Below are 22,206 nucleotides of genomic sequence, written 5' to 3' on the forward strand. Positions count from 1 at the left end.
AGCTACTTTCATTTTTAATGTAGAGAATCAAGCAACGGTAGAGTTAAAATTTTGCCTTGCGTGATTCTCTGCTTTGATGTTTATGAAATGGGTATCAGCTCATATTTATTGAAAGTTTACTAAACCAGAAACATAGAGGGATTCCCCATCTAAAAGTCGCCAATATTGTCAATTACTTAAGCCCGTGTTGGCTTCAAAAATAACCATGCGATAAAAAATGTCGCTGCTGTAAATAATTGCGTCAAATCCAAAGCCGATAGATAGCCATCCGCAAAGGAAGCAATACTGCGGTCAGTGATGCCAAATAGCCAAGATGAAAGGCCAAACAGCCAAATTCCATTCTTGAGATTGCTGACAAATTCCTTTGAGTCTGATGATTGCTGGTCTTTCATAATCCTTTGCCCCATCGGTGAACAGTTCTGATGCTTGATTAGTCAAAACTGGTTTGGACTCCTGACACTGAACTATTCTTATATTAATAAATATTTCATAATCTTGACTTAACCACCCAAAGATACATCTACTTGTCTTGACCGCAGAAACAGGGGGAAAAAGTAATCAAGATACCGCTACTTCTGTGTTCTAGCCTCTGGCCCCTTTTTCAATGTGTGAATATTAAGTAAGTTTATTCAAATAAATAAATTATGTACGTGTTAATAGGTGGAGCCGGCTTATTAGGAATAAGTTTGGCGCAAAAACTTGTAGAACTTGGCCATACTGTTGCCATGATTGACAACAATCCTACAGCTTGCCACTATGCCCGTGAACAAGTAGGAGTGATGGCTTTCGAGGGTAGCGCCGTCAGTACAGAAACCTTATTAGAAGCAGGGATTCGCAAAGCAGATGCTCTAGCAGCTGTCCTCAGAAGTGATGCTTTGAACTTAGCAATGGTAACTCTTGCCAAACACTACGGTGTTTCTCATATTTTGTCCCGAATGCGTCACCGTGATTTTACTGAGCCTCTGCGTCTATCGGGAGCCAGTCATATCATCAGTACTGTGGAATTAGCCGTTTCCACAATGGTGAATGCCATTGAGTATCCCCAGGTAGAATCAATGATGCATTTTGAACAAGGGCAGATTGAGGTGCTAAAAATGGCTATTCCCGACAATTGTTATGTTGTTGGTCGGAGTCTGGCTGAAATCGCGCAAAATCCCAGCTTTCCCAGCGGTTCTTTAATTATTGGTTATCAATCCCATCCCCATACCGATTTAATTATTCCTAACGGCAGTACTATTGTCGAGCCTAATTCTACAGTTTTGATTGCCACTAAACCGGGGTTTTTACACCAAGTTATTGATTTTATTGAAGGGTGCCAGTAACTTTAGTATCAAGTTCGGATGATTACTTATTAGGTCTTGATGTTGGAGTTAAAAGTTTTTACAGCGATTTTAATGGATATCAACAACCCAATCCAAAGTTTTTGAGGAAAGCTGAACAAGCTATCAAACATTCTCAAAAACGCATTTACAAAAAGAAGAAAGGTTAGTGAAAATCAAAATGCCCTTTAGCAATAAATAGTGATTCAAGAGGCTTAATCATCATCTAGTTGTAGTAATTGTTCATCTATAGTTTTAATGCGTCTCCGAGCAATTTCTTCTGAAAGAATGCGCTTTCGCATAGCCTCGTTCAGCGCACCTTTTTCTGCTAACAGTAAACGGCGACGAATGGCATCAAGTTTACTACTATCACTTCTTTTATTACCAAACTCCTCAGGGCGACGATTATGAAAATCTCGTAGTGTTTTTTCGGCACCAGCTATTCTTACTTGATAAGCCGAACGCATTTCTTCATAGATGGCTTTTGGTAATACTCCAGATTTCAATAAGCTATCTAATTCATCTTGTGCTGCTTTACCTGTGATTAATTGAGCTTGCATTTCTTCTATCTGCTGACGAGATTTTGAGAATTGAGATAAATTCAAACGTTTTACTAACCACGGTAAACTTACACCTTGCCCCAATAAAGACAGCAAAACTGTGCCAAAAACTATCGAAATTATTGTTCCTCGCCCTACAATTTCTATGGGTAAAGTTAATGCCAACACCATCGACAGCGAACCTTTAATATTGCCGAGAAATAACACGTGTTGCCAACGCCACGGTATGGAACGGTCAAATAAACCTACCATTGCTAATAGTGGATAAACAGAAACCATTCGTCCCATTTGGTAAGCAAAAATTGCTAGTATTACCGCTGGCAAAGTATTCCAGAGTGTGGTGAGGTTGACTTCTAAACCAATCAATAAAAAAATCAGGCTGTTAACACCAAAACCGAGAGATTCCCAAAAAGTTAATAATGTTAGGCGAGTAGAAGCCGATACATTCCCCGAAAGCCCTTTAGTCCCCACAATTAACCCAGCCACAACTACTGCGACTACACCAGATACACTCAGCAATTGCCCAGCTTGGAAAGCACCAAGAGCTACTGCCATTGTGAGTAAAATACTACTGAGTGGCTCATCTGCTCGAATAAATAAACCTGTACTTAAATAGCCAATAATTAGCCCTAACAAAGTACCGCCCGCAATCACCACAAAAAATTCTTGAAAGCCATCTAGAATGGTTAGTGAACCAGCCGCATTAAATTGTAAAATCAGGCTAAATAAAACCAGCGCCACACCATCATTAAATAAACTTTCTCCTTCAACAATGGTAGAAAGTCGAGAAGGAACTGGCACTTCTTTAAACACAGCAATCACGGAAACAGTATCAGTAATTGCCAAAATTACCCCAGCTAAAAGTGCCTGTATCCAATCGAAGTCTAGTACCCATTTCAATAATAATGCTGTTACTCCAGAAGAAATTATTACTCCTGGTCCCGATAATAAAGCGATGGGTTTAACTGTGCTGCGGAGACGACTGATATCAGTGTTAATAGCAGCCTCAAATACCAAAATTGGTAAAAACAAATTCAAAATTAAAGAACCATTCAAACCAATACGGCGTGGGAGCAATTCAGTAATTGCTAATCCCGCCACCACTAAACCCGCGACATAAGGCACTTTCAGCCTGCGGGATAGAAGCGCTACGGCTGTAGCCACTAACAGGAGAATAATTGAAACCTTGACTAATTCGGTAACATCCACTGAGATTTTGGTAATTTATTTGAGGTTGCTGCTAAATTTTATCTGAAATTGTCTGTCAGGTTAAATCTTTTCCTCGAATTTTATTTACCAAAAGTATTGAAGATGATAATATCTAGTGGTAAGATATATATATTTTAATTTTTATTTTACATTATTATTTAGTAATTAATTTCACTTTATTTAACTAGGTTTAAATTGTGGCGTTTGATAAGGTTTGTAAAATATTAGCAAATTTAAAGGTTGAGAAAAAATTAATTGATCAATTATTGAGCGAGGACATTATGCAAAAATCATTTATTTATCAAGATATCTTAAATAAGGGAAATGAACAAGGTGCATAACGGATGATTAATAGTCTACTAAATCAATGCTTAAACCAAATAGATCCATCGTTGATTGAACGATCGCAAGCATTATCTCCTCGAAAATTGAAAAATTTAGCAGAAGTATTATTCGATTTCATAGATGTATCTGATTCAGAAAATTTTTTGGAACAACAAGCAAGTAACTAGAATATTTGATAATTACTTGAGCGGAGATCATAACTTTGACTTTTTTATAGTGATCTGCTTTGCAGCAGCGCTGAGTCCCAAGGGGACACGCTTACGCGAACGCGATCGCACCACGCAAGCCGTTAATCTAATTAACAATTGGATAAATCCATTTGGTTCTCAATCAGTCGCAATCAGGACGGCAAATTTCTCGAAATGTGCCACATTAAATTGGTACCATCTGATTCTTTTCAGGTGAAAATAAGCAAAGCAATATACCAGGTATTTCCTTATGGTGATGGAATCAGCAATTGGTGAGGAAATTATCACCACTAATCTCAAGCAGTTTCTTTTAGTACTTTCGGTTTCATTAGGGGTGGCAACTTTACCTCAGATATTTAGTTGGTTTCGCCACATACCTTATACCTTACTTTTGGTAATTGTTGGCTCAGGGTTGGCATTTGTGGATGTCCGCCTTGTGACCCTTTCTCCGGAATTAATTTTGTTCATTTTTTTACCACCACTGTTGTTTGAAGCCGCGTGGAATTTGAGGTGGGCGGAATTAAAGCGCAACTTTGTCACCATTTGTTTGTATGCAGTGTTGGGGGTAGTGATTTCCATAGCAGGTATAGCCATTGGTCTTAATCAACTAGCGGGACTTTCTCTTTCTACTGCTTTACTTATTGGCGCTAGTTTATCTGCGACTGACCCGGTTTCTGTCACGGCTTTATTTCGTGAATTGGGCGTGGGCAAAGGTCTGACCACCATGATGGAAGGCGAAAGCTTGTTTAATGATGGTATGGCTGTAGTTGCCTTTAGTTTTTTAGTGGCGCTGTCTTTGGGAAATGCAGAATTTGCTTTCCAGCCAGTAGTAGTGCAGTTATTTACCGTTGTCGGTATTGGCGTAGCGGTGGGAGGATTAATTGGCTTTGGCATTTCTTACCTCACTCAACGCTTCGATTTGCCGATGGTGGAACAGTCTTTAACTCTGGTTTGTGCTTACGGTACTTACCTAATTATTGAAGAATTGGGTGGTTCTGGGGTAATTGGGGTTGTCACCACAGGTTTGATTTTGGGTAACTTTGGCTCTCGTATAGGGATGAATCCCCGTACCAGAGTGATTGTTTCTGAGTTTTGGGACTTTTTGGCGTTTTTTGTCAACTCGATAGTATTTTTGTTGATTGGTGACCAAATTCACTTTGCTATTTTGGGAGAAAACCTGCAAATCATTGCCGTGACAATAGCCGCCATGATTTTGATGCGGGCAGTTGCTATTTATCTTCTCAGCAAATTGAGTGCTGTTATTACCAAATATACAATCCCTTTAGCTGAACAAACTGTACTTTGGTGGGGTGGGGTACGCGGTTCCGTTTCTATTGCCCTAGCATTGAGTGTACCTATAGGATTACCAGAGCGAGAAAAAATTATCGCTACGGTGTTTGGTGTAGTTTTATTTACCCTACTTGTTCAAGGTTTATCTATTAAACCTTTGTTGCAGAAACTGAATCTTTTGGGTGATGCACCCTTACGTCAACGATATTCAGAACTAGCTACCCGTCATGTCGCCCTAGAACGTGTTTTGCAACACCTCCAAGCAGATACACGTCCAGGTATTGAACCAGAATTTTACCGTTACCAGGAGACATTAATTAAAGGCGAGATGGAAAATCTACAAATTAAAATTGATAAATTACAGGATGAGTATCCCAATCTTCGCAGCTTTACAACTGAACAATTCCGGGAAGAACTGCTGGCAATTGAGGCAGATACTTATGCAGAATTTGTCCGGTCTGGTAGGTTAAATACAGAACTTGCACCTATGCTTGAAGATGTTTTGCAGCATAGCGATATGGATACTTAAGCATAGATAAGGGTATGGGGGATGAGGATAAATTTTCCCCATTACCCCTGATCTCACGACCCTAAGAAGAGGGTTGCTTCCACCTATCCAAAACATCTTTGAAGACAAGTTCTTCTATCCAAGTTTTCGCAACTACTGCCAACGGTAGCGCCATCACTAACCCCAAAGCACCAAAAAAGCTGGCAAAGAAGATTTGGGCTACCAGGGTAAAAGCAGGTAATAGTGATACTTGTTTAGCCATAACTGTCGGAGTTAGCCAGTAACTTTCTACATTCTGAATCACGAGGTATAAAATTAGAACTGCGATCGCCTTCCAAGGTGCATCGAGAAAAGCGATCGCCATTGGTAAAACTGCACTCAAGGTGGGGCCAATGTTGGGAATAAAGTTTAACAGTCCTGCTAGTACAGCATGAGCTAATGCTAAGGGTACTCGTAAAACTAATAACCCCAAACCGCTGAGGAAGGCAATAAAAAGCATTTCAATTAAAGCACCAACTGTCCAGTTGCCTAAACCTTCGCCACACAGAGTGAGAATTTCTTCAACTCGCTGGCGGTAAAATGACGGAAAACAGCGCACGAAGACTTGACGGTAGGGTTGGGGATTGACTAGGAGCATCAAAGTTAAAACGATGACTAGTAGAAATTCCAATGCCGCAGTAAATCCAGTAGAGAAAAAAGCGATCGCTTGTCCCAACAGAATTTCACCTAAAGGTTGCAGTTGGCGAATTAAATTATTAATATCTGGTATATTCGGTAAATATGGCCCCACAATGGTCAGCTCTAACCAATTTATCACCTGCTGAATCCGAGACAGTCCGGCGGGAAACAGCTTGACTAATTCCTCAAATTGGTCAATAAATGGTGGCACAATCAGCACGAAACAAATAATTAATAGCCCAACCACAATCACTAAACTCAGCCACACAGCCAAAGCTCGCCGCATTCTCGACTGTTGCAATCGCTGCACTAGTTTACCAATAGCTGTTGCTAGTACTACAGCTGTAAATATGAGCAATAATAACTGGCGAATTTGCCAAAGAATATAAAGTGAGACAATCAGGACGACAAATCCTAACCATTGCCCAATTCTCATTTTTTCTGTCTCCTTTTATGTCTGCTGTTATAAATCATTCTCAAAACACCAATAACAGATGCGATGCCTAACACAATACCAGGGTTAAAGGTAATCGCAAAACTAGCCTCCGGACTATATTGCCAACGTAACAACCAGATCGTGTCATTACCCAACACAAAAGAAGGCACACGCAAGAATGTGAATACTGGTAATAATATTAAACCACTCATCATCAGTATAAAAAACACTAATAAAGTAACTTTCAACCAGGATAAAAAAGCAGAAACAATTCGCAATTTTTGGGATAGCATGGGCAAAACATATACCTAAAAACTTTATGTTTTTTAGCCTTATATTTAAATGTGACACTAATATGACAACACATTTATCAAGGCGAAATATAAATAAATTTGGAACTTAGATTATTATTTATTGGTCACATTTGTATGGCAAAGCTTTAATAAAAAATTTTTCCTAGGGTAGCGCTGATGAAACGGCAAATGAGACATAAGCACAAACGCTGGTTAGCATGGATAGCGATGGCGTTTGTCTTAACTGGATGTGAACAGGCGATTGAGTATTTGCCACCGTTGCCTAGAATCCAGATGCCAACTGACAGGCCAAAACCGCCCCCACTTCCACCCCAATCTGCTACAGCTACCCAAATAGAGGCAGGGATTAGAGAAAGCATTAACGAGGTGCGTCAAGAAAATGAGCTACAACCATTACAAAATAATGAACAATTAGCACAAGTAGCCCGTGACTACAGCCGACAAATGGCAGAACAAAACTTTTTCAGCCACACTGGTGCCGATGGTAGTAGTTTGCAAGACAGAGCGAGGGCTGGCGGTATCATCTACTGGGTGGTAGGTGAAAATTTGTTCAAAGGTACAAACGTTCCGCAACCTGTAAATATCGCAGTTGATGGTTGGATGAAAAGTCCCGGACATCGTGCCAATATTCTCCGTCCAGTTTTTACAGAAACAGGCGTAGGCGTTTGGCGAGTAAATAACACTTACTATATTACGCAGTTATTTTTGCGCCGATGACAGCGCGAGGCGCTAGTACCGCTACGCGGAAGTACAAAAGTCAACAATCTTATTAAACAGGCTGTTGGACGATTTTAAATGGTATCCCTATTTATGCCGTTCTGTACTAGAGGGTATTCCCTTTTAAAGTCAATAATTAAAAAAAATAAATCATATTCGGAAATTTCTCTTGTAAAAGACATTTATGGAGGGAATATTTCTGTCTTTTTACTTATGAAAAATCAACTATTAGATAGATAAATCTTACTATTATTTTAGAGGTAGTAGTTATTTATTAAGTTAGTAATTGTTTCTTTATTTAATTGACTTGTCCTGGGGATTTTAAAAGGAGATTGAAGGCAAAATCATGGCAATATTTGGCTATCACGCCTCTCATGAACAGTTTAAACCGAGTGTACTTTTAGAATACGTCCAAGCAGCCGATCAAGCTGGATTTAGTCGCATATCTTGTTCCGATCATTTTCATCCGTGGAGCGATCGCCAAGGAGAAAGCGGTTATGCTTGGTCTTGGTTGGGTGCAGCAATGCAGGCTACACCTCTGACCTTTGGTGTAGTTTGCGCCCCTGGACAGCGTTATCACCCGGCAATTATCGCTCAAGCTGCGGCTACCCTCGCTGAAATGTTTCCCCAGCGCTTTTGGGTCGCTTTGGGTAGTGGTCAAGCTCTGAATGAACAGATTACAGGCGATTTCTGGCCAGAGAAAAATGTCCGCAATCTGCGTCTCAAAGAATGTGCAGACGTTATGCGCGCCCTCTGGACAGGTGAAACTGTGACTCACTACGGTTTGGTAAGTGTGGAAGCAGCTAAGTTATATACCAGGCCAGCCATAGCACCGTTAATTATTGGCGCCGCAATTACACCGCCTACAGCTCAATGGCTGGGAAGTTGGGCAGATGGATTAATTACTATTTCTCAACCCTACGAAAAACTCAAACAAGTTGTGGAAGCATTCCGTCGGGGCGGTGGAGAAGGCAAACCCATGTATTTAAAAGTACAGATGTCTTATGCCGCAGATGAGGAAACAACTTTGCAAGGAGCCTTTGACCAATGGCGGACAAATATCTTTCAAAGTCCTGTGTTATCAGACTTACGGCATCCCCAGCAATTTGAGGCGATCGCAGAGTTTGTTAAACCAGAAGATATGTATAAATATGTACGTATTTCGGCTGACCCTCAGCAACATATCGCATGGCTAAAGCAAGATATAGAACTCGGCTTTAATGAACTTTATCTCCACAACGTCAACCGTGAACAGCAGGCTTTTATTGAAGTTTTTGGTAAACAGGTAATTCCCGCACTCAGCAGGATCAAGGAAGGAGCAACAATTTAATTATGCGAGTAACTGTTGGCCCACCTATTTTGATGATTAATCATGGCAGTACCTTTATGGCAACTGACCTGAGTGGACAAATTAATCCTGATGGTCATACGGGTATTTTTGCTGATGATACCCGCTTTTTAAGTCACTATGCCTGCTATGTGGATGGTCAAGCTTGGGTTCGTTTAACTTCGTCTACAACACAATATTATGCAGCCAGAGTTTACTTAACAAATCCTCCATTCACATCAAAAAAAGGCAAAGTTGCCCAAGGCGATTTGTCCTTAATCATTAGCCGGACAGTAGAACAAGGGATTCATGAAGATATCGACATTACCAATCATGGTTTAGCAGCCGTCAGCTTTAATCTGGAAATTGCCTTGGGTTCAGATTTTGCTGATATCTTCGAGGTGGAGTCACAGCAATGTATTCATCGGGGACAGATTGAGACAAGATGGCATGAAGAACAACATCAACTAGAAACTAGTTATGAAAATGACAATTTTTACCGTTGTTTAATTTACCAACCTTGTAATTACTCGTCTCGTCCTCACTATGCTAATGGCTGCGTCACTTTTGAAGTGGTATTAGAACCCGGCACAACTTGGCACGCTTGCGGCAAATTTAATTTGATTGATCATCAGCATATTCGAGAAGCCGTTGATTTCTGTTATCAAGCAATGGTAGATCCCAATATCATCAATACAGATATTGAAAAGCTACATTGTCAATGGCGGGACTCTGTAACTGATATTGTCTGCGCTAACGAAGATGTGGTGCGACTATATTGCCAGTCAATTGAAGATTTAGGTTCACTGCGATTATACGATTACGATTTTGGCCCTGATATTTGGCTACCGGCAGCAGGTGTACCGAAGTTTGTGACGCTGTTCGGACGTGACAGCTTAATTATCAGTTTGCAAAATATGATTGTCCATCCTGGTTTTGCCCGTGGCGCGCTACAAAAACTAGGACAGTTACAAGCTACTGAGTTAGACGATTGGCGGGATGCCCAACCCGGTAAGATTCTGCATGAAATTCGCCAAGGTGAATTAGCACATTTTGCCAAAATACCCCATACACCTTATTACGGTACTGCTGATGCTACATCATTATTTTTGATTACCTTGCATGAAACCTGGAAGTGGTTAGGTGATGATTCACTGTTACGGGATAACCGGGATATAGTATTACGTTGTTTAGAGTGGATTGATAAGTATGGGGATTTAGACGGCGATGGCTTGCAAGAATACCAAACCAAATCCTCAGATGGAATTGAAAATCAAGGTTGGAAAGATTCGGGAAATGCCATTGTTTATCCAGATGGTAGTCAGGTAAAAGCACCAAAGGCATTATGTGAACTACAAGGGTATGTTTTTGATGCTTGGATGCGGATGGCAGAAGTATTTGATGTGTTGGGTGAGGGAAAATTTGCTCAAGAATTACGTCATAAAGCCGCGAAACTGCAAGTCAGCTTTGAAGAAAAGTTTTGGAGTGACGAATTAGATTGTTATGTCTTAAGTTTAGATGCAGATAAACAACCAGTGCGATCGCTTACTTCTAATCCGGGTCATTGTCTGTGGAGTGGTATTGCTAATCCCGAACGTGCAGCGCGTGTAGTTAGGCGATTCATGCAACCAGATATGTGGAGTGGTTGGGGTATTCGCACTTTAAGCACTGATAATCCTGCCTATAATCCTTTCTCTTATCATCTAGGTTCTATTTGGCCCCATGACAACGGCATCATAGCTTTGGGATTTAAACGCTATGGTTTTGCTCATGAAGCTGCCCAAGTTGCTGATGGGATTTTTGATGCAGCTAAATATTTTGCAAGTTATCGTCTACCAGAACTCTTTGCTGGTATTAAACGCGAACCAGGTGCTTTCCCAGTTCCCTATATAGAAGCCAACGTACCCCAAGGTTGGGCTGCGGCATCAGTTTTTCAGTTAATTCAAGCCATAGTGGGATTACAAGCTGATGCACCTAATCAGTTGCTTTATGTTGACCCACATTTACCAGAATGGTTACCCGAACTCGAACTTCACCATGTAGAAGTTGGGAATGCGCGTGTAGACTTACAGTTTTGGCGGGAAGGCGAAAAAACTCATTGGGATGCAGTGGTTAAGTCTGGTGATATGGAAGTGAAACATCAAGTTTGGCAACCTTGGAGAAATCCTACTGCCTACTCCCTACCAAGATAGATCCAGCGATCGCAACCTAGTTCTAAACTAAAAGTGTAATCCCACTATGGCAGGAACTTCTTGTGAAAGCTAGATGGATCATCACAGCAGTTTCGGCGGCACTGTTTTTTGGCGGTGGCTTGTTTACATCGCTACAAGACCCTTGGTTTCAAAACTTGCAGCGTCCTGGTTGGTTGACTTTTGAAGCCCTAATTCCATTCATTTGGACTTTTATTTGGGCCTGTCTGACCATTTCCGCTATTATTGTCTGGGAGAAAATCTCCAAACAAGGCTCTCGTCCTTGGTATTTAATGTTTTGCTATGCTGCGATCGCAATTCTGACTTCAGCATACAGTCCCGTTGTGGTAGAACTTCGCAGCCTCACGGGTGGATTAGTTTTGGGTGGCTTGGCTACGCTTCTGGTTTACATTCTGGCTTTTATCGTCAGACCCATTTCTCGAACCGCTTCTTGGTTGTTTTTACCTTATGCCCTTTGGGGGCCTATCGGCACTTATGTAACTTGGGTATTAATTCAACTGAACACCCCTTAACTAGTACAACATAGGTAAATAGTGAGTAATATTTCTGTACTCAGTCCACAAGAAGTTGTCTCTATTCCAGAGAAACTGGGTAAGGAGTCGCAATCGCCTTGGATAAGTGGTCAATCTACTTGACGATGTATATTGAATACTATAGTATTCAATAATGAAAAACACAATTATTGATTTATTTGCTGGTGCAGGCGGTTTGACAACGGGATTTCACTTAGCGGGCTTTGAATCTTTATGTGCAATTGATATAAACTCAAAAGCCTTGGCAACTTATAAGCATAATTATCCAAATACTAAAATTATTAATCAGGATATACGTCAGATTAGTCCTTCTGATCTCAGATTAGCATTAAGTTTGGGGCAAGAAGAACTAACAGCGTTGATTGGTGGGCCTCCTTGTCAAGGATTGTCCAGAAATACGCCTGCTGGTTATCGTTATCTCAGTGATTCTCGTAACCATCTATATCGAACATTTTTGGAATTTGTCAAAGAGTTTAGACCACTCTATACTCTAATAGAGAACGTGCCAGAAATCTTAAAGGCTTACAATGGGGTAATTAAGGAAGAAATTACAAAACAACTTGAATCTTTAGGCTATAAAGTCATTTATTCATCACTAAATGCGGCACATTATGGAATACCACAAACGAGATCCAGAGCTTTTTTTCTAGCTAGTCTAGATCATACTCTTCGCTTTCCTGAGCCAACAAATTTTGGTGATATTAAAAGTGACTATAAAACTACAAAGTCTTGTAATCAGCTTAATTTATTAGATACAAATCTTTCGCCACTGGTCACCGTTAGAGATGCGATTGGAGACTTACCGCAACTAGATGCAGGGCAAGCTTATAATGCTGAAGTTTATCCTTCGGCTCCACAAACTACATATCAATCTTTTGTTCGCCATAACAGCTTAAGAATTGTGAATCATGTCGCTCGCGCTTTAACTCCAATTCAATTGTCAAGAGTACGCGCTCTTCGTGAAGGACAAGATGCGAGGGACTTACCTTCTGAATTAGCGCCAAAGAAACACTACAGTGGTGCATACGGAAGACTTTACTGGGATAAGCCGGCAAGAACCATCACAAGATGGGTTTTCCATCCCGGATCGGGTAGGTTTTTTCACCCTACTCAAGATCGAACAATTACAATACGTGAAGCAGCAAGATTACACTCTTATCCAGATAATTTTCACTTTTTGGGGACATACACTGAAATGGCTTCTCAAATTGGAGAATCTGTTCCCCCACTCCTAGCTAAATTTATAGCTTCATCTATTATTCAGGCTCATTGTCAGAAAATTGAGTGTTAATTTGATCTTCTAAAGCTGAGATAACTGTCTCTACATACCGATCAAGTGTCAGACGAGTTCTGTCAACTGTAATGCGAACTGCTTGTGTAGGAATAGTTCTAGCTCTGAAGAGTTGTTTTTGATTTTTATACCAAACCAATTCTATTTTGCCTGCAATGCTTCCCTGTAGTCCTGCACCTGATCGCCCGGTAATTTTATCTACTGTCCAAGCCCAAGTAAACTGATTTGGGTCAAGAGGATGGAGTGGAAATTCACAGTAAATGTACTCATAGCCTTTGATAGTTTTGAGTAATATGCTTTCATAACTTGTAACAACACTCTGTGCTACTTGACTAGAAATAATCTTCTCGTTCCAATGTTGGATAATAGCTGAACCCAGTTCATTAGGAGATGATTGCTCAGTTAAGCCAGTAAACCCCAATTGGATAGCCTTTTTGATAATATCTGCTCTTTGAATCACAAAGAAAAATGTACTTCCAAGGTTTAGCCTATTCAGTTGGAGAGATTTGAGTGACCAACCTGTTTTAGTAACCAAATCAACAGCATCATATAGAAGCTTGCTGCGTCCCAGAGCAGGGTCTGATAAAGGAATATCTTTAATATAATGAAAAATTGCTTCCCACGTATAATCCTCTATTGAGCCAATTATTGGAGATGCAATGGTCGCAATAATAGCTTTCCTTAATCTTTTAATCTCTTTGTCCGTTAACACTCAGGGATTCCTCTACGGCTTGTAAAAACTCACTCATTTTCATGCCCAATGCATTAGTAATATGGCTGAGAACTCTAATAGATGGACTTTTTAGCCCTCGCTCTAGCTGGCTGATGTAAGTCCTGTGAAGACCTGTTACTTCTGCAAGATACTCTTGTGACCAACCTTTTGCTGTGCGATGACGTTGTAGTTCTAGTCCTAAAATTTGATCTAACTTACTTGGTTGCATGAAAAAAAAGCGTAATATTTTGAATACAAAAGTTCTACAGACAAAAGTATTCAAAATAGTTTTTGAGTAAATCAAACAGCAAAACTTGTAACAAACTCTACTAAATTACAGGTCAAAATCCGTTAACTTAGTGAAGGCCATAAGTGTAATTCAGGCTACATAAACATGCGGCTAGAGCAGTTGCAAGCTTTTTTAGCGATCGCAGAAACCGGCAGCTTTCAAAAAGCAGCCCGCCAATGTGGTGTCACTCAATCTACCATCAGTCGTCAAATTCAGTCGCTAGAAGCTGATTTGGGCGTAGAACTATTTCACAGAACCAGCTATGCTAAGTTAACTCTCGGTGGTGAATCTTTGCTACCGCGTGTCCGGAAGATTTGCCAAGAGTGGCAAACTGCTACACAAGAATTAACCGATTTAATCGCCGGTAAGCAACCAGAATTGTGTATTGCCGCAATTCACTCACTGTGCGCTTCTTACTTACCCCCGGTGTTACAGAAATTTTGTCATGATTATCCAGAAGTACAGTTGCGAGTCACATCCTTAGGTAGCGATCGCGCCTTAAAAGTCCTCAAGGATGGATTGGTAGATTTGGCAATTGTGATGAATAATCGCTTTTTAATCACCGGTAAGGAAATGGTGGTAGAAGCATTATATGAAGAACCCATAGAAGTATTAACATCTGTCCATCATCCCCTAGCCCAATATGAACATATTCCTTGGTCGGAGTTAGTGCGTTATCCCCAAGTAGTGTTTAAAGATGGTTATGGGATGCAACGCTTAGTACAAGATAAATTTGAACGATTGGAAGCTAAACTGCAAGCAGCTTTAGAAGTAAATACCTTAGATGCCTTTCGGGGAGTTGTGCGTCAAGGCGAATTGGTGGCGTTGTTACCCCACTCAGCACTGATGGAAGCACGGAATGACTCTACATTAGCGGTGCGTCCTTTAGCTGATAATTCTGGTTTCACGCGTCGGGTAGTTATGGTGACAACTCAAGATCGCCTCCAAATACCTCCCATCAAGAACTTTTGGCAACTTGTAATAGAAAATATTCCCCCCCAATTTCAGCAGCAGCGATCGGCTTCCTAAAGTATGATGAGTCAAAATGTTGACCGTTGACTAATTGCTGCTATGAGCAATGTATTTAGAGATTTACTGAAAAAGGTAGGTAGCGGAAACCATACAGCAGAGAATTTAACTCGGGCTGAAGCAGCCACCGCTACTAAAATGATGCTGTTGGGTGAGGCTAAACCAGCGCAAATTGGGGCATTTTTAATTGCCCACCGCATCAGACGCCCTACGGGGGAAGAATTAGCGGGGATGTTGGATGCTTTTGATGAATTGGGGCCAAAGTTACACCCAATCGCTGCTACACCTCCGGCCATGATTTTGGGAATACCTTATGATGGCAGAACTCGCACCGCACCAATTAGTCCAGTGACAGCTTTACTCCTCGCCGCAGCTGGACAACCTGTAGTTATGCATGGAGGCGATCGCTTACCAACAAAATACGGCTTACCTTTAGTCGATATTTGGCAAGGCTTAGGTGTCAATTGGACTGCCCTCACATTAGCCAAAACTCAGCAAGTATTTGAGCAAACAGGTATTGGTTTTATCTATATACCTGTGCATTTTCCCTTAACCAATACCATATGGGAGTACCGCGACCAACTCGGCAAGCGTCCGCCGTTGGCAACAATGGAATTAATTTGGTGTCCTTATGCTGGGGATGCCCATATAGTGGCCGGATTTGTCCATCCTCCCACAGAAGGGATGTTCCAGGTAGCTTTAAAATTGCGGGGTGTGACAAAGTTTACTTTAGTCAAAGGCTTGGAAGGTAGTTGTGATTTACCACGCGATCGCACTGCCATTATTGCCTTGTCTCAAGCACCCCAGCAGATAGAAAGGTTGTTTCTCTCACCCCATGATTACGGCTTTACTACCAAAAATGTACCCCTGGGAAATACTGAGGAACTACTGGCTGAAATTCAGGGAGTTTTAGCTGGTGAACCTAGTGAATTTATGCAAACAGCCTTATGGAATGGCGGATTTTATCTCTGGCGGAGTGGCATTTGTTCAGATATGCCATCGGGTATAGCCCTAGCAACAGAATTATTTACTAATGGTACAGTAGCTGCCAAACTCCAAGAACTCAAACAGATGGTAAATTCGGCTGCCGAGACATTTGTTAAGCAAGTTTGAGGCGTAAACTTAATATAGTGTGAGGTGAGAGGCTGTATCTCAATTAATTATACAGACGCAATAGCGCAAACTTGTAAGCCAACTGGTGTATGAATGATGACAGATTCTACACCAAAAACCTGGGCGATGGAGTTTGGTGTGAGGACTGTTTTAGGTGTGCCTACTTCCCAAAGATGTCCTTGTTTTAATAAGGCAATCCGAGAGCTATATCTGGCGGCTAAATTTAATTCATGCAATACTGTGACAATTGTTAAATTTTGATTTTGATTGAGATTTTTGAGTAATTCTAAGAGTTGCAGTTGATAGTTGATATCCAAATAAGTTGTGGGTTCATCTAATAGTAATACTTTGGGTTCTTGCGCCAGTGCTAAGGCTAAAAAAGCGCGTTGTTTTTCTCCGCCAGAAAGTTGTTCGACCAGGCGATCGCTTAATTTTTCTAGTTGGGTTTTTTGAATTGCTGCTGTAACTTTTTGTCTATCTTCATTATTTAATTCCCACTGCCACCAAGGTTGATGCGGGGTGCGTCCTAAACTTACTAATTGTCGGACTGTTAAGCCTACAGGAACCGTTTGTTGTTGCGGTAATAATGCTAATTTCTGTGCAACTACATTGGGGGGCTGAGAATGAATAGCTTTACCATCAAGTAGTACGGTTCCTTGCTGTGGTGATAAAATCCGACTTAATAATTTTAAAACTGTAGATTTACCAGAACCATTAGCACCGACTAAACTTAACCATTCTCCTGTTTGCAAAGATAAGTTAATATCTTCAACAATGGGTAAGGCGGTGTAACCACCAGTGAGATTTTGTAGTTCAAGGGGCATGGTCAAGAATTAAAATTATAGTTTATTCAATCCAGCCGAACGCCGATAAAGTAACCAAATAAATAAAGGTGAACCCAACAAGGCGGTGACAGCACCTACTGGTAGTTCTACTGCTCCCAGTCGAGAAAGTAAATCTGCAAAGGTGAGTAGCCAAGCACCAGCTAATGCTGAAAGTGGTAACACAAAACGATGGTCTGTACCAACAATGAGGCGGACACCGTGAGGTACAACCAATCCCACAAACCCAATTAAACCACAGATGCTAACTGCGCCTGCGGCTAATAAAGTAGCCACACCACCAATTAATAAGCGCGATCGCGTTAATGATACTCCTAAACCTACAGCTAAATCATCTCCCAATGCCAGCACGTTGACAGACCGCGCCAACAAGCATCCCCCAATTAACGCCACGATAATATAGGGGCCAGCCGTGGAAATTTCTCGCCAACCGCGTCCATTCAGGCTACCAACCAACCAACTGAGGGCAATTTGAATTTGACCGTCTTCCGCTAATAAAAGTAAGGTAGTTTGCACTGAGCCTAATAAAGAACTCACCGCTACTCCCCCTAAAATTAACCTTTCAATAGAAATTCCTGACCCAGCACGACCCAACAAAATCACAATAGCCGAAGTTAAAATTGCGCCTATCCATGCAGCTAGAGGAATGGCAATCGGAAAAACTTGTAAACTGATCATCAAAATCACAATCAGTCCAGCACCAGCAGAAATCCCTAAAATAAATGGGTCAGCCAGACTATTACGTAACATTCCTTGTAATAAAGCACCTGACATTCCCAATGCGGCACCGACAATAAGCGCTGCGACAATGCGCGGAATCCGCAAATCCCACAGAATTGTTTGCTTGATGGGGTCGCCTTGATGAAGAATTGCTTGCCAAAATTCTCCCAGAGTTAAATGTACCGCTCCTTGGGATAAAGAAAGCACTAAAGTTACTAATAATCCTGTACCCAAAAGCAAAACAGCCCAGAGTATGCGGTATTTGCTAGTCATTAGTCATTGGTCATTATTCATTGACAGACTACTAGTAGAGTTAAAATTTTTCCACACCGGCAAACTGCTTCATGCTTGTATTTGCTGCTTCACCGCAAGTGCGGGGTGTCGGAAATATCTTATCGGGATTTGCCAAACCTTGAGGATTAAAGACTTGCCTTACCCATTGCATAGTTTCTAAATCAGTATCGCTAAACATATCTGGCATATAGCATTTTTTGTCTGCACCAATGCCATGTTCACCGGAAATGCTCCCACCGACTTTGACGCAAAGCTTGAGAATTTCCCCACCAACTTCTTCTACTTTTTCTAATGCTCCTGGTATAGAATTATCAAATAAAATTAGTGGATGTAAATTACCATCTCCTGCATGAAATACATTGGCGATTTTATACCCGAATTTTTTACTTAATGCCTCAATTTCTTGGAGAACATAAGGCAATTGTGTCCGAGGAATTACACCATCTTGGACATAATAGTCTGGACTTAAATGACCCGCGGCTGCAAACGCAGCTTTACGTCCTTTCCAAAGTTTTAATCTGGTTTCTGGGTCACTGGCAGAAGTTACATTACGGGCGCCATTTTTCTGACAAATTTCAGCTACCCGTTGTTTATTTACCTCAACTTCTACATCTAAACCGTCAATTTCTACTAATAAAATAGCGGTAGCGTCGCGGGGATAACAATTGGTTGCTACAACATCTTCTACTGCATTGATGCTGATATTGTCCATCATTTCCATACCACCGGGAATAATTCCCGCGCTGATAATATCAGAAACACTAGCCCCAGCAGCTTCAATACTAGTAAAATCTGCTAATAAAACACAAATTGATTCAGCAGTTTTCAGGATTCGTAAGGTAATTTCTGTTGCAATACCCAAGGTACCTTCAGAACCGACAAATACACCTGTTAAATCATAACCAGGCATTTCCGGTAATTGTCCACCTAAATCCAGAATTTCTCCTGTGGGGGTGACAATTTTTAATCCCAACACATGGTTAGTGGTGACACCATACTTGAGACAATGCACCCCACCAGAGTTTTCAGCAACGTTACCCCCAATTGAGCAGATAATTTGGCTGGAAGGATCTGGTGCATAATAGAATCCCGCGCCACTTACGGTTTGCGTTACCCAACTATTAATTACGCCTGGCTGGACAACAATGCGCTGATTATCTAAATCAACACTCAGGATTTGCCGCATTAATGAAGTGACAATAAGAACTGAATCTACCGATGGTAACGCCCCACCAGATAGACCAGTACCAGAACCACGGGCGATGAAAGTTACAGCATATTTGTTGCATATCTTAACCACGGCGGCAATTTGTTCTGTCGTTCTGGGTAAAACTACCACAGCAGGGCGTTGGCGATAGCTAGTTAAACCATCGCATTCATAAGTGATGAGTTCTTCACGGCGCTGTACGACACCATTTTTACCAACTACAGCTTCAAATGCTTTAATAATGGGTTTCCAGTTACGTTGTTGTTTATCTTGAATAAGCATATTTTTTTAGTTAAAAGGTAGATGTTTGACTCAGTTAGGAGTTACGCAATAACTCTCTAAAACCCTCTTTCCTTTGCCCTTTAAGTCTAGAATCCCCCGAATTGAATCCGGGGGAGTATGTCAAGCTACTTGTTCCAGGGATATCTCTGAGAAGTTACAAATTAGACAGTACATCCCGTGCAACGGCTAAAGTTTGCTCAATATCTGTTTCTGTGTGAGCTAAAGAAGTAAAACCAGCCTCAAATTGAGAAGGTGCTAAATAAACACCGCGCTCTAACATACCACGATGGAATCGTCCAAATTTAGCCATATCGGACTTTTTGGCATCTTCGTAATTATGAACTGGCCCAGCGGTAAAGAATAGACCAAACATAGCGCTAATGTGTCCACCGCAAACGCCATGACCAGTTTCTTGGGCAATTTGCACCAATCCATTGGCTAGCTTCTGAGTAATTTGGTCAAGATACTCATAAGTACCAGGTCTTTGCAACAATTCCAGGGTCTTAATCCCAGCCGTCATGGCTAAAGGATTACCAGAAAGAGTTCCAGCTTGATACACAGGCCCTGAGGGAGCAATCATTGACATAATCTCTCGACGACCGCCATAAGCTCCCACTGGTAAGCCACCACCGATGACTTTACCTAAAGTTGTGAGGTCGGGTGTAACGCCAAATTTTTCTTGAGCGCCACCGTAGGCTATACGAAATCCTGTCATTACCTCATCAAAAACCAGTAATGCACCATGTTCGTGGGTTAGTTCGCGTAAACCTTCTAAGAAGCCAGCATCGGGGGTAATAAATCCAGCATTGCCCACAACTGGCTCTAGAATTACACCAGCAATCTCATCACGATTTTGTTCAAATAAAGCTTTCACAGCTTCCAAGTCATTGTAAGGAGCCGTGAGAGTACCGCTTGTTGCTGATTTAGGCACTCCTGGTGAATCAGGTAACCCAAGTGTGGCGACACCAGAACCTGCCTTCACTAAAAACGTATCGGCGTGACCGTGGTAGCAGCCTTCAAACTTGATGATTTTCTCCCGGTTGGTGAAAGCTCGCATTAATCGCAACACTGCCATGCAAGCTTCTGTACCGGAATTGACGAATCTGACCATTTCGATACTGGGAACAGCATCGATTACCATTTCAGCCAGAATATTTTCTAGTACTGAAGGCGCACCGAAGCTAGTACCTTTTTCCAAGGCTTCATGGAGTGCCGCGATGACTTCGGGATGGGCATGACCACAAATAGCAGGGCCCCAAGTGCCAACATAATCAATGTATTGGTTGCCATCTACATCCCAAATGTATGCGTCTTTAACACGCTCAAAAACTATGGGTTGTCCACCTACCGATTTGAATGCACGAACTGGAGAACTAACTCCTCCTGGCATCAAATTTTGGGCTGCGGCAAAGATTTCTTGTGATTTTGTGGTTTTAATAGTGGTATTTACCAAAGTTCTCTCCTAAGAAGTGACATCCTCCTACACTGACCTTATCAGGTACAGTGGGTGATTTTTCTCGTAAATTTTATGAGGCAGATATTCACATACTGAATACTACCAGCTACTATTTGCGTCCCATCGCTTCCTCATTTCCTCATCAGGTCAAAACTTCTATCTTAGGATAGGGTAAAAAACTGTTCAGAAATTCTATCCTATAGAATTATTTGAACAAAAAAAATAACAATATGTTATACAAGTCGAACGAAGACTTGCCTTTAGAGATTCGTACTAAATTATCTGAGGCTTACCAAGACCTTTACCGGGCAGCTTTTAACTCGGCCATTCATTGGTATGGTGAAGCATCTAAAGCTCACAAAGTCGCATTGAGTGCTGTCAAGATGCAATCGGCGACAGATAGGAGGGCGTTTGTGTAAGACTGAATCATCAAGTTGAATCCAAAACAGCATATCAGCTAACCTATTGAGAATGGTATCGTGAATCCATAAATCATGTTGAATGAGAACAAATTAGCTGGTATGTTTTCTACTGATCCGCATTCACTACTTCACTCTATTACTGTTGATAAAATTCGCTACGATGAACGCGGTCTAGTGCCAGCAATTATCCAAGATTATTTGGATGGCACTGTCTTAATGATGGCATGGATGAATCAGGAGTCATTAACAAAGACTTTAGCAACTGGAGAAACTTGCTTTTGGAGTCGTTCTCGCCAGGAATTATGGCATAAGGGAGCGACTTCTGGCCATATACAAAAAATACACAGTATTCGTTATGACTGTGATAGTGATGCCCTGCTGATTGGTGTAGAGCAGATAGGGGATATTGCCTGTCATACTGGTGAACGCAGTTGTTTTCATCAAATAGAAGGGGCGATCGCTCCACCACCGGGTGATACATTGTCACAAGTATTTAAAGTGATCTGCGATCGCCGTGATCATCCTCATGAAAATTCTTACACTTGCAAACTTTTGGCAGGTGGCGATAACAAAATTTTGAAGAAAATTGGTGAAGAAAGCGCTGAAGTGGTGATGGCATTTAAGGATGATGATGCCGACTCTATTGCAGGTGAAGTTGCGGATTTGCTTTACCATACCTTGGTGGCTTTAGCTCACCATCAAGTAGATATTAAATCAGTATATCGCAAGTTGCAAGAACGTCGGCGATAGCAGAATTAGCAGGGGATGAGGGGACAAGGGGACAAGGGGACAAGGGGACAAGGGGATAATTTATGCCACATCTCTTTATTCCTCTGATTTCCCAGTCACCACAAAAAATGTTTTTGTAATTCTTATCATTAGCAAGTCTTTTCCTCTACGATTCCACAGAGTTTC

The 22,206-nt window shown here is 41.3% G+C and carries 21 protein-coding genes and 1 pseudogene; 13 read left to right on the forward strand and 9 right to left on the reverse strand.

Going from position 1 to position 22,206, the window contains the following annotated elements; translation table 11 throughout:
* Positions 1-176: 176 nt before the first annotated feature.
* Positions 177-392, reverse strand: coding sequence for a hypothetical protein (locus ACM0OS_RS16890; RefSeq protein WP_414544356.1), 216 nt, complete (start codon positions 390-392; stop codon positions 177-179).
* 252 nt (positions 393-644) lie between these two features.
* Between ACM0OS_RS16890 and ACM0OS_RS16895 the strand changes: the two genes are divergently transcribed.
* Both ACM0OS_RS16895 and ACM0OS_RS16900 read left to right on the forward strand, forming a co-directional pair.
* A complete protein-coding gene (locus ACM0OS_RS16895; protein ID WP_414544357.1) occupies positions 645-1,322 on the forward strand; it encodes a potassium channel family protein in 678 nt (225 codons plus the stop codon).
* A gap of 29 nt (positions 1,323-1,351) precedes the next feature.
* Positions 1,352-1,486: pseudogene (locus tag ACM0OS_RS16900) on the forward strand (RNA-guided endonuclease TnpB family protein); the annotation flags it as partial.
* Between the two features lie 48 nt (positions 1,487-1,534).
* Here the strand turns inward: ACM0OS_RS16900 and ACM0OS_RS16905 are convergent.
* A complete protein-coding gene (locus ACM0OS_RS16905; protein WP_414544358.1) occupies positions 1,535-3,088 on the reverse strand; it encodes a cation:proton antiporter in 1,554 nt (517 codons plus the stop codon).
* 344 nt (positions 3,089-3,432) lie between these two features.
* On the opposite strand from ACM0OS_RS16905, the gene ACM0OS_RS16910 reads away from it, so the two are divergent.
* Both ACM0OS_RS16910 and ACM0OS_RS16915 read left to right on the forward strand, forming a co-directional pair.
* Positions 3,433-3,600 (forward strand): DUF4351 domain-containing protein, encoded by a 168-nt coding sequence (locus ACM0OS_RS16910; RefSeq protein ID WP_414544359.1) that lies wholly within the window; start codon positions 3,433-3,435, stop codon positions 3,598-3,600.
* Positions 3,601-3,871: 271 nt separating this feature from the next.
* Positions 3,872-5,440 carry a cation:proton antiporter gene (locus ACM0OS_RS16915; RefSeq protein WP_414544360.1) on the forward strand — a complete coding sequence of 523 codons (1,569 nt, stop codon included), beginning with the start codon at positions 3,872-3,874 and terminating at the stop codon, positions 5,438-5,440.
* Positions 5,441-5,501: 61 nt separating this feature from the next.
* On the opposite strand, the gene ACM0OS_RS16920 is transcribed toward ACM0OS_RS16915, so the two are convergent.
* Complete coding sequence (locus tag ACM0OS_RS16920; RefSeq protein ID WP_414544361.1) at positions 5,502-6,533, reverse strand: AI-2E family transporter; 1,032 nt, start codon at positions 6,531-6,533, stop codon at positions 5,502-5,504.
* A 482-nt stretch (positions 6,534-7,015) separates the two neighbouring features.
* Here ACM0OS_RS16920 and ACM0OS_RS16925 point away from each other — a divergent pair, with 482 nt between their 5' ends.
* From ACM0OS_RS16925 to ACM0OS_RS16945, 5 genes are all read left to right on the forward strand, one after another.
* Positions 7,016-7,564, forward strand: coding sequence for a CAP domain-containing protein (locus ACM0OS_RS16925; protein WP_414544362.1), 549 nt, complete (start codon positions 7,016-7,018; stop codon positions 7,562-7,564).
* A 346-nt stretch (positions 7,565-7,910) separates the two neighbouring features.
* Positions 7,911-8,894 (forward strand): TIGR03885 family FMN-dependent LLM class oxidoreductase, encoded by a 984-nt coding sequence (locus ACM0OS_RS16930; RefSeq protein WP_414544363.1) that lies wholly within the window; start codon positions 7,911-7,913, stop codon positions 8,892-8,894.
* 2 nt (positions 8,895-8,896) lie between these two features.
* Complete coding sequence (locus ACM0OS_RS16935; protein WP_414544364.1) at positions 8,897-11,083, forward strand: glycogen debranching N-terminal domain-containing protein; 2,187 nt, start codon at positions 8,897-8,899, stop codon at positions 11,081-11,083.
* A 62-nt stretch (positions 11,084-11,145) separates the two neighbouring features.
* Positions 11,146-11,613 carry a TspO/MBR family protein gene (locus ACM0OS_RS16940; protein ID WP_414544365.1) on the forward strand — a complete coding sequence of 156 codons (468 nt, stop codon included), beginning with the start codon at positions 11,146-11,148 and terminating at the stop codon, positions 11,611-11,613.
* A 154-nt stretch (positions 11,614-11,767) separates the two neighbouring features.
* Positions 11,768-12,925: a DNA cytosine methyltransferase gene (locus tag ACM0OS_RS16945; RefSeq protein WP_414544366.1), complete on the forward strand. Its 1,158-nt coding sequence runs from the start codon at positions 11,768-11,770 to the stop codon at positions 12,923-12,925.
* Here the strand turns inward: ACM0OS_RS16945 and ACM0OS_RS16950 are convergent.
* Positions 12,891-13,637 carry a hypothetical protein gene (locus tag ACM0OS_RS16950; RefSeq protein WP_414544367.1) on the reverse strand — a complete coding sequence of 249 codons (747 nt, stop codon included), beginning with the start codon at positions 13,635-13,637 and terminating at the stop codon, positions 12,891-12,893. The genes ACM0OS_RS16945 and ACM0OS_RS16950 overlap by 35 nt on opposite strands.
* A complete protein-coding gene (locus ACM0OS_RS16955) occupies positions 13,615-13,866 on the reverse strand; it encodes a helix-turn-helix domain-containing protein (RefSeq protein WP_414544368.1) in 252 nt (83 codons plus the stop codon). The genes ACM0OS_RS16950 and ACM0OS_RS16955 overlap by 23 nt, the downstream gene beginning before the upstream one ends.
* Positions 13,867-14,031: 165 nt before the next feature.
* Here ACM0OS_RS16955 and ACM0OS_RS16960 point away from each other — a divergent pair, with 165 nt between their 5' ends.
* Both ACM0OS_RS16960 and ACM0OS_RS16965 read left to right on the forward strand, forming a co-directional pair.
* On the forward strand, positions 14,032-14,955 hold the full coding sequence (locus ACM0OS_RS16960; RefSeq protein ID WP_414544369.1) for a LysR family transcriptional regulator: 924 nt from the start codon (positions 14,032-14,034) through the stop codon (positions 14,953-14,955).
* Positions 14,956-14,997: 42 nt separating this feature from the next.
* On the forward strand, positions 14,998-16,068 hold the full coding sequence (locus ACM0OS_RS16965) for an anthranilate phosphoribosyltransferase family protein (RefSeq protein ID WP_414544370.1): 1,071 nt from the start codon (positions 14,998-15,000) through the stop codon (positions 16,066-16,068).
* A gap of 47 nt (positions 16,069-16,115) precedes the next feature.
* On the opposite strand, the gene ACM0OS_RS16970 is transcribed toward ACM0OS_RS16965, so the two are convergent.
* From ACM0OS_RS16970 to hemL, 4 genes are all read right to left on the reverse strand, one after another.
* A complete protein-coding gene (locus tag ACM0OS_RS16970) occupies positions 16,116-16,892 on the reverse strand; it encodes an ABC transporter ATP-binding protein (RefSeq protein ID WP_414544371.1) in 777 nt (258 codons plus the stop codon).
* Positions 16,893-16,907: 15 nt separating this feature from the next.
* Positions 16,908-17,903, reverse strand: a complete 996-nt coding sequence (locus ACM0OS_RS16975) for a FecCD family ABC transporter permease (protein WP_414544372.1) — start codon at positions 17,901-17,903, stop codon at positions 16,908-16,910.
* Positions 17,904-17,943: 40 nt separating this feature from the next.
* Positions 17,944-19,413 (reverse strand): glycolate oxidase subunit GlcD, encoded by a 1,470-nt coding sequence (glcD, locus tag ACM0OS_RS16980; protein WP_414544373.1) that lies wholly within the window; start codon positions 19,411-19,413, stop codon positions 17,944-17,946.
* Positions 19,414-19,567: 154 nt separating this feature from the next.
* Positions 19,568-20,866 (reverse strand): glutamate-1-semialdehyde 2,1-aminomutase, encoded by a 1,299-nt coding sequence (gene hemL / locus ACM0OS_RS16985; protein ID WP_414544374.1) that lies wholly within the window; start codon positions 20,864-20,866, stop codon positions 19,568-19,570.
* A gap of 233 nt (positions 20,867-21,099) precedes the next feature.
* Here hemL and ACM0OS_RS16990 point away from each other — a divergent pair, with 233 nt between their 5' ends.
* Positions 21,100-21,288, forward strand: coding sequence for a ChaB family protein (locus ACM0OS_RS16990; RefSeq protein WP_414544375.1), 189 nt, complete (start codon positions 21,100-21,102; stop codon positions 21,286-21,288).
* A gap of 102 nt (positions 21,289-21,390) precedes the next feature.
* Entirely contained in the window at positions 21,391-22,041 is a 651-nt protein-coding gene (gene hisIE / locus ACM0OS_RS16995; protein ID WP_414544382.1) for a bifunctional phosphoribosyl-AMP cyclohydrolase/phosphoribosyl-ATP diphosphatase HisIE, read from the forward strand.
* Positions 22,042-22,206 lie beyond the last annotated feature (165 nt).

The organism is Nostoc sp. CCY0012 (assembly GCF_963920855.1).
GTDB lineage: Bacteria > Cyanobacteriota > Cyanobacteriia > Cyanobacteriales > Nostocaceae > Cyanocohniella.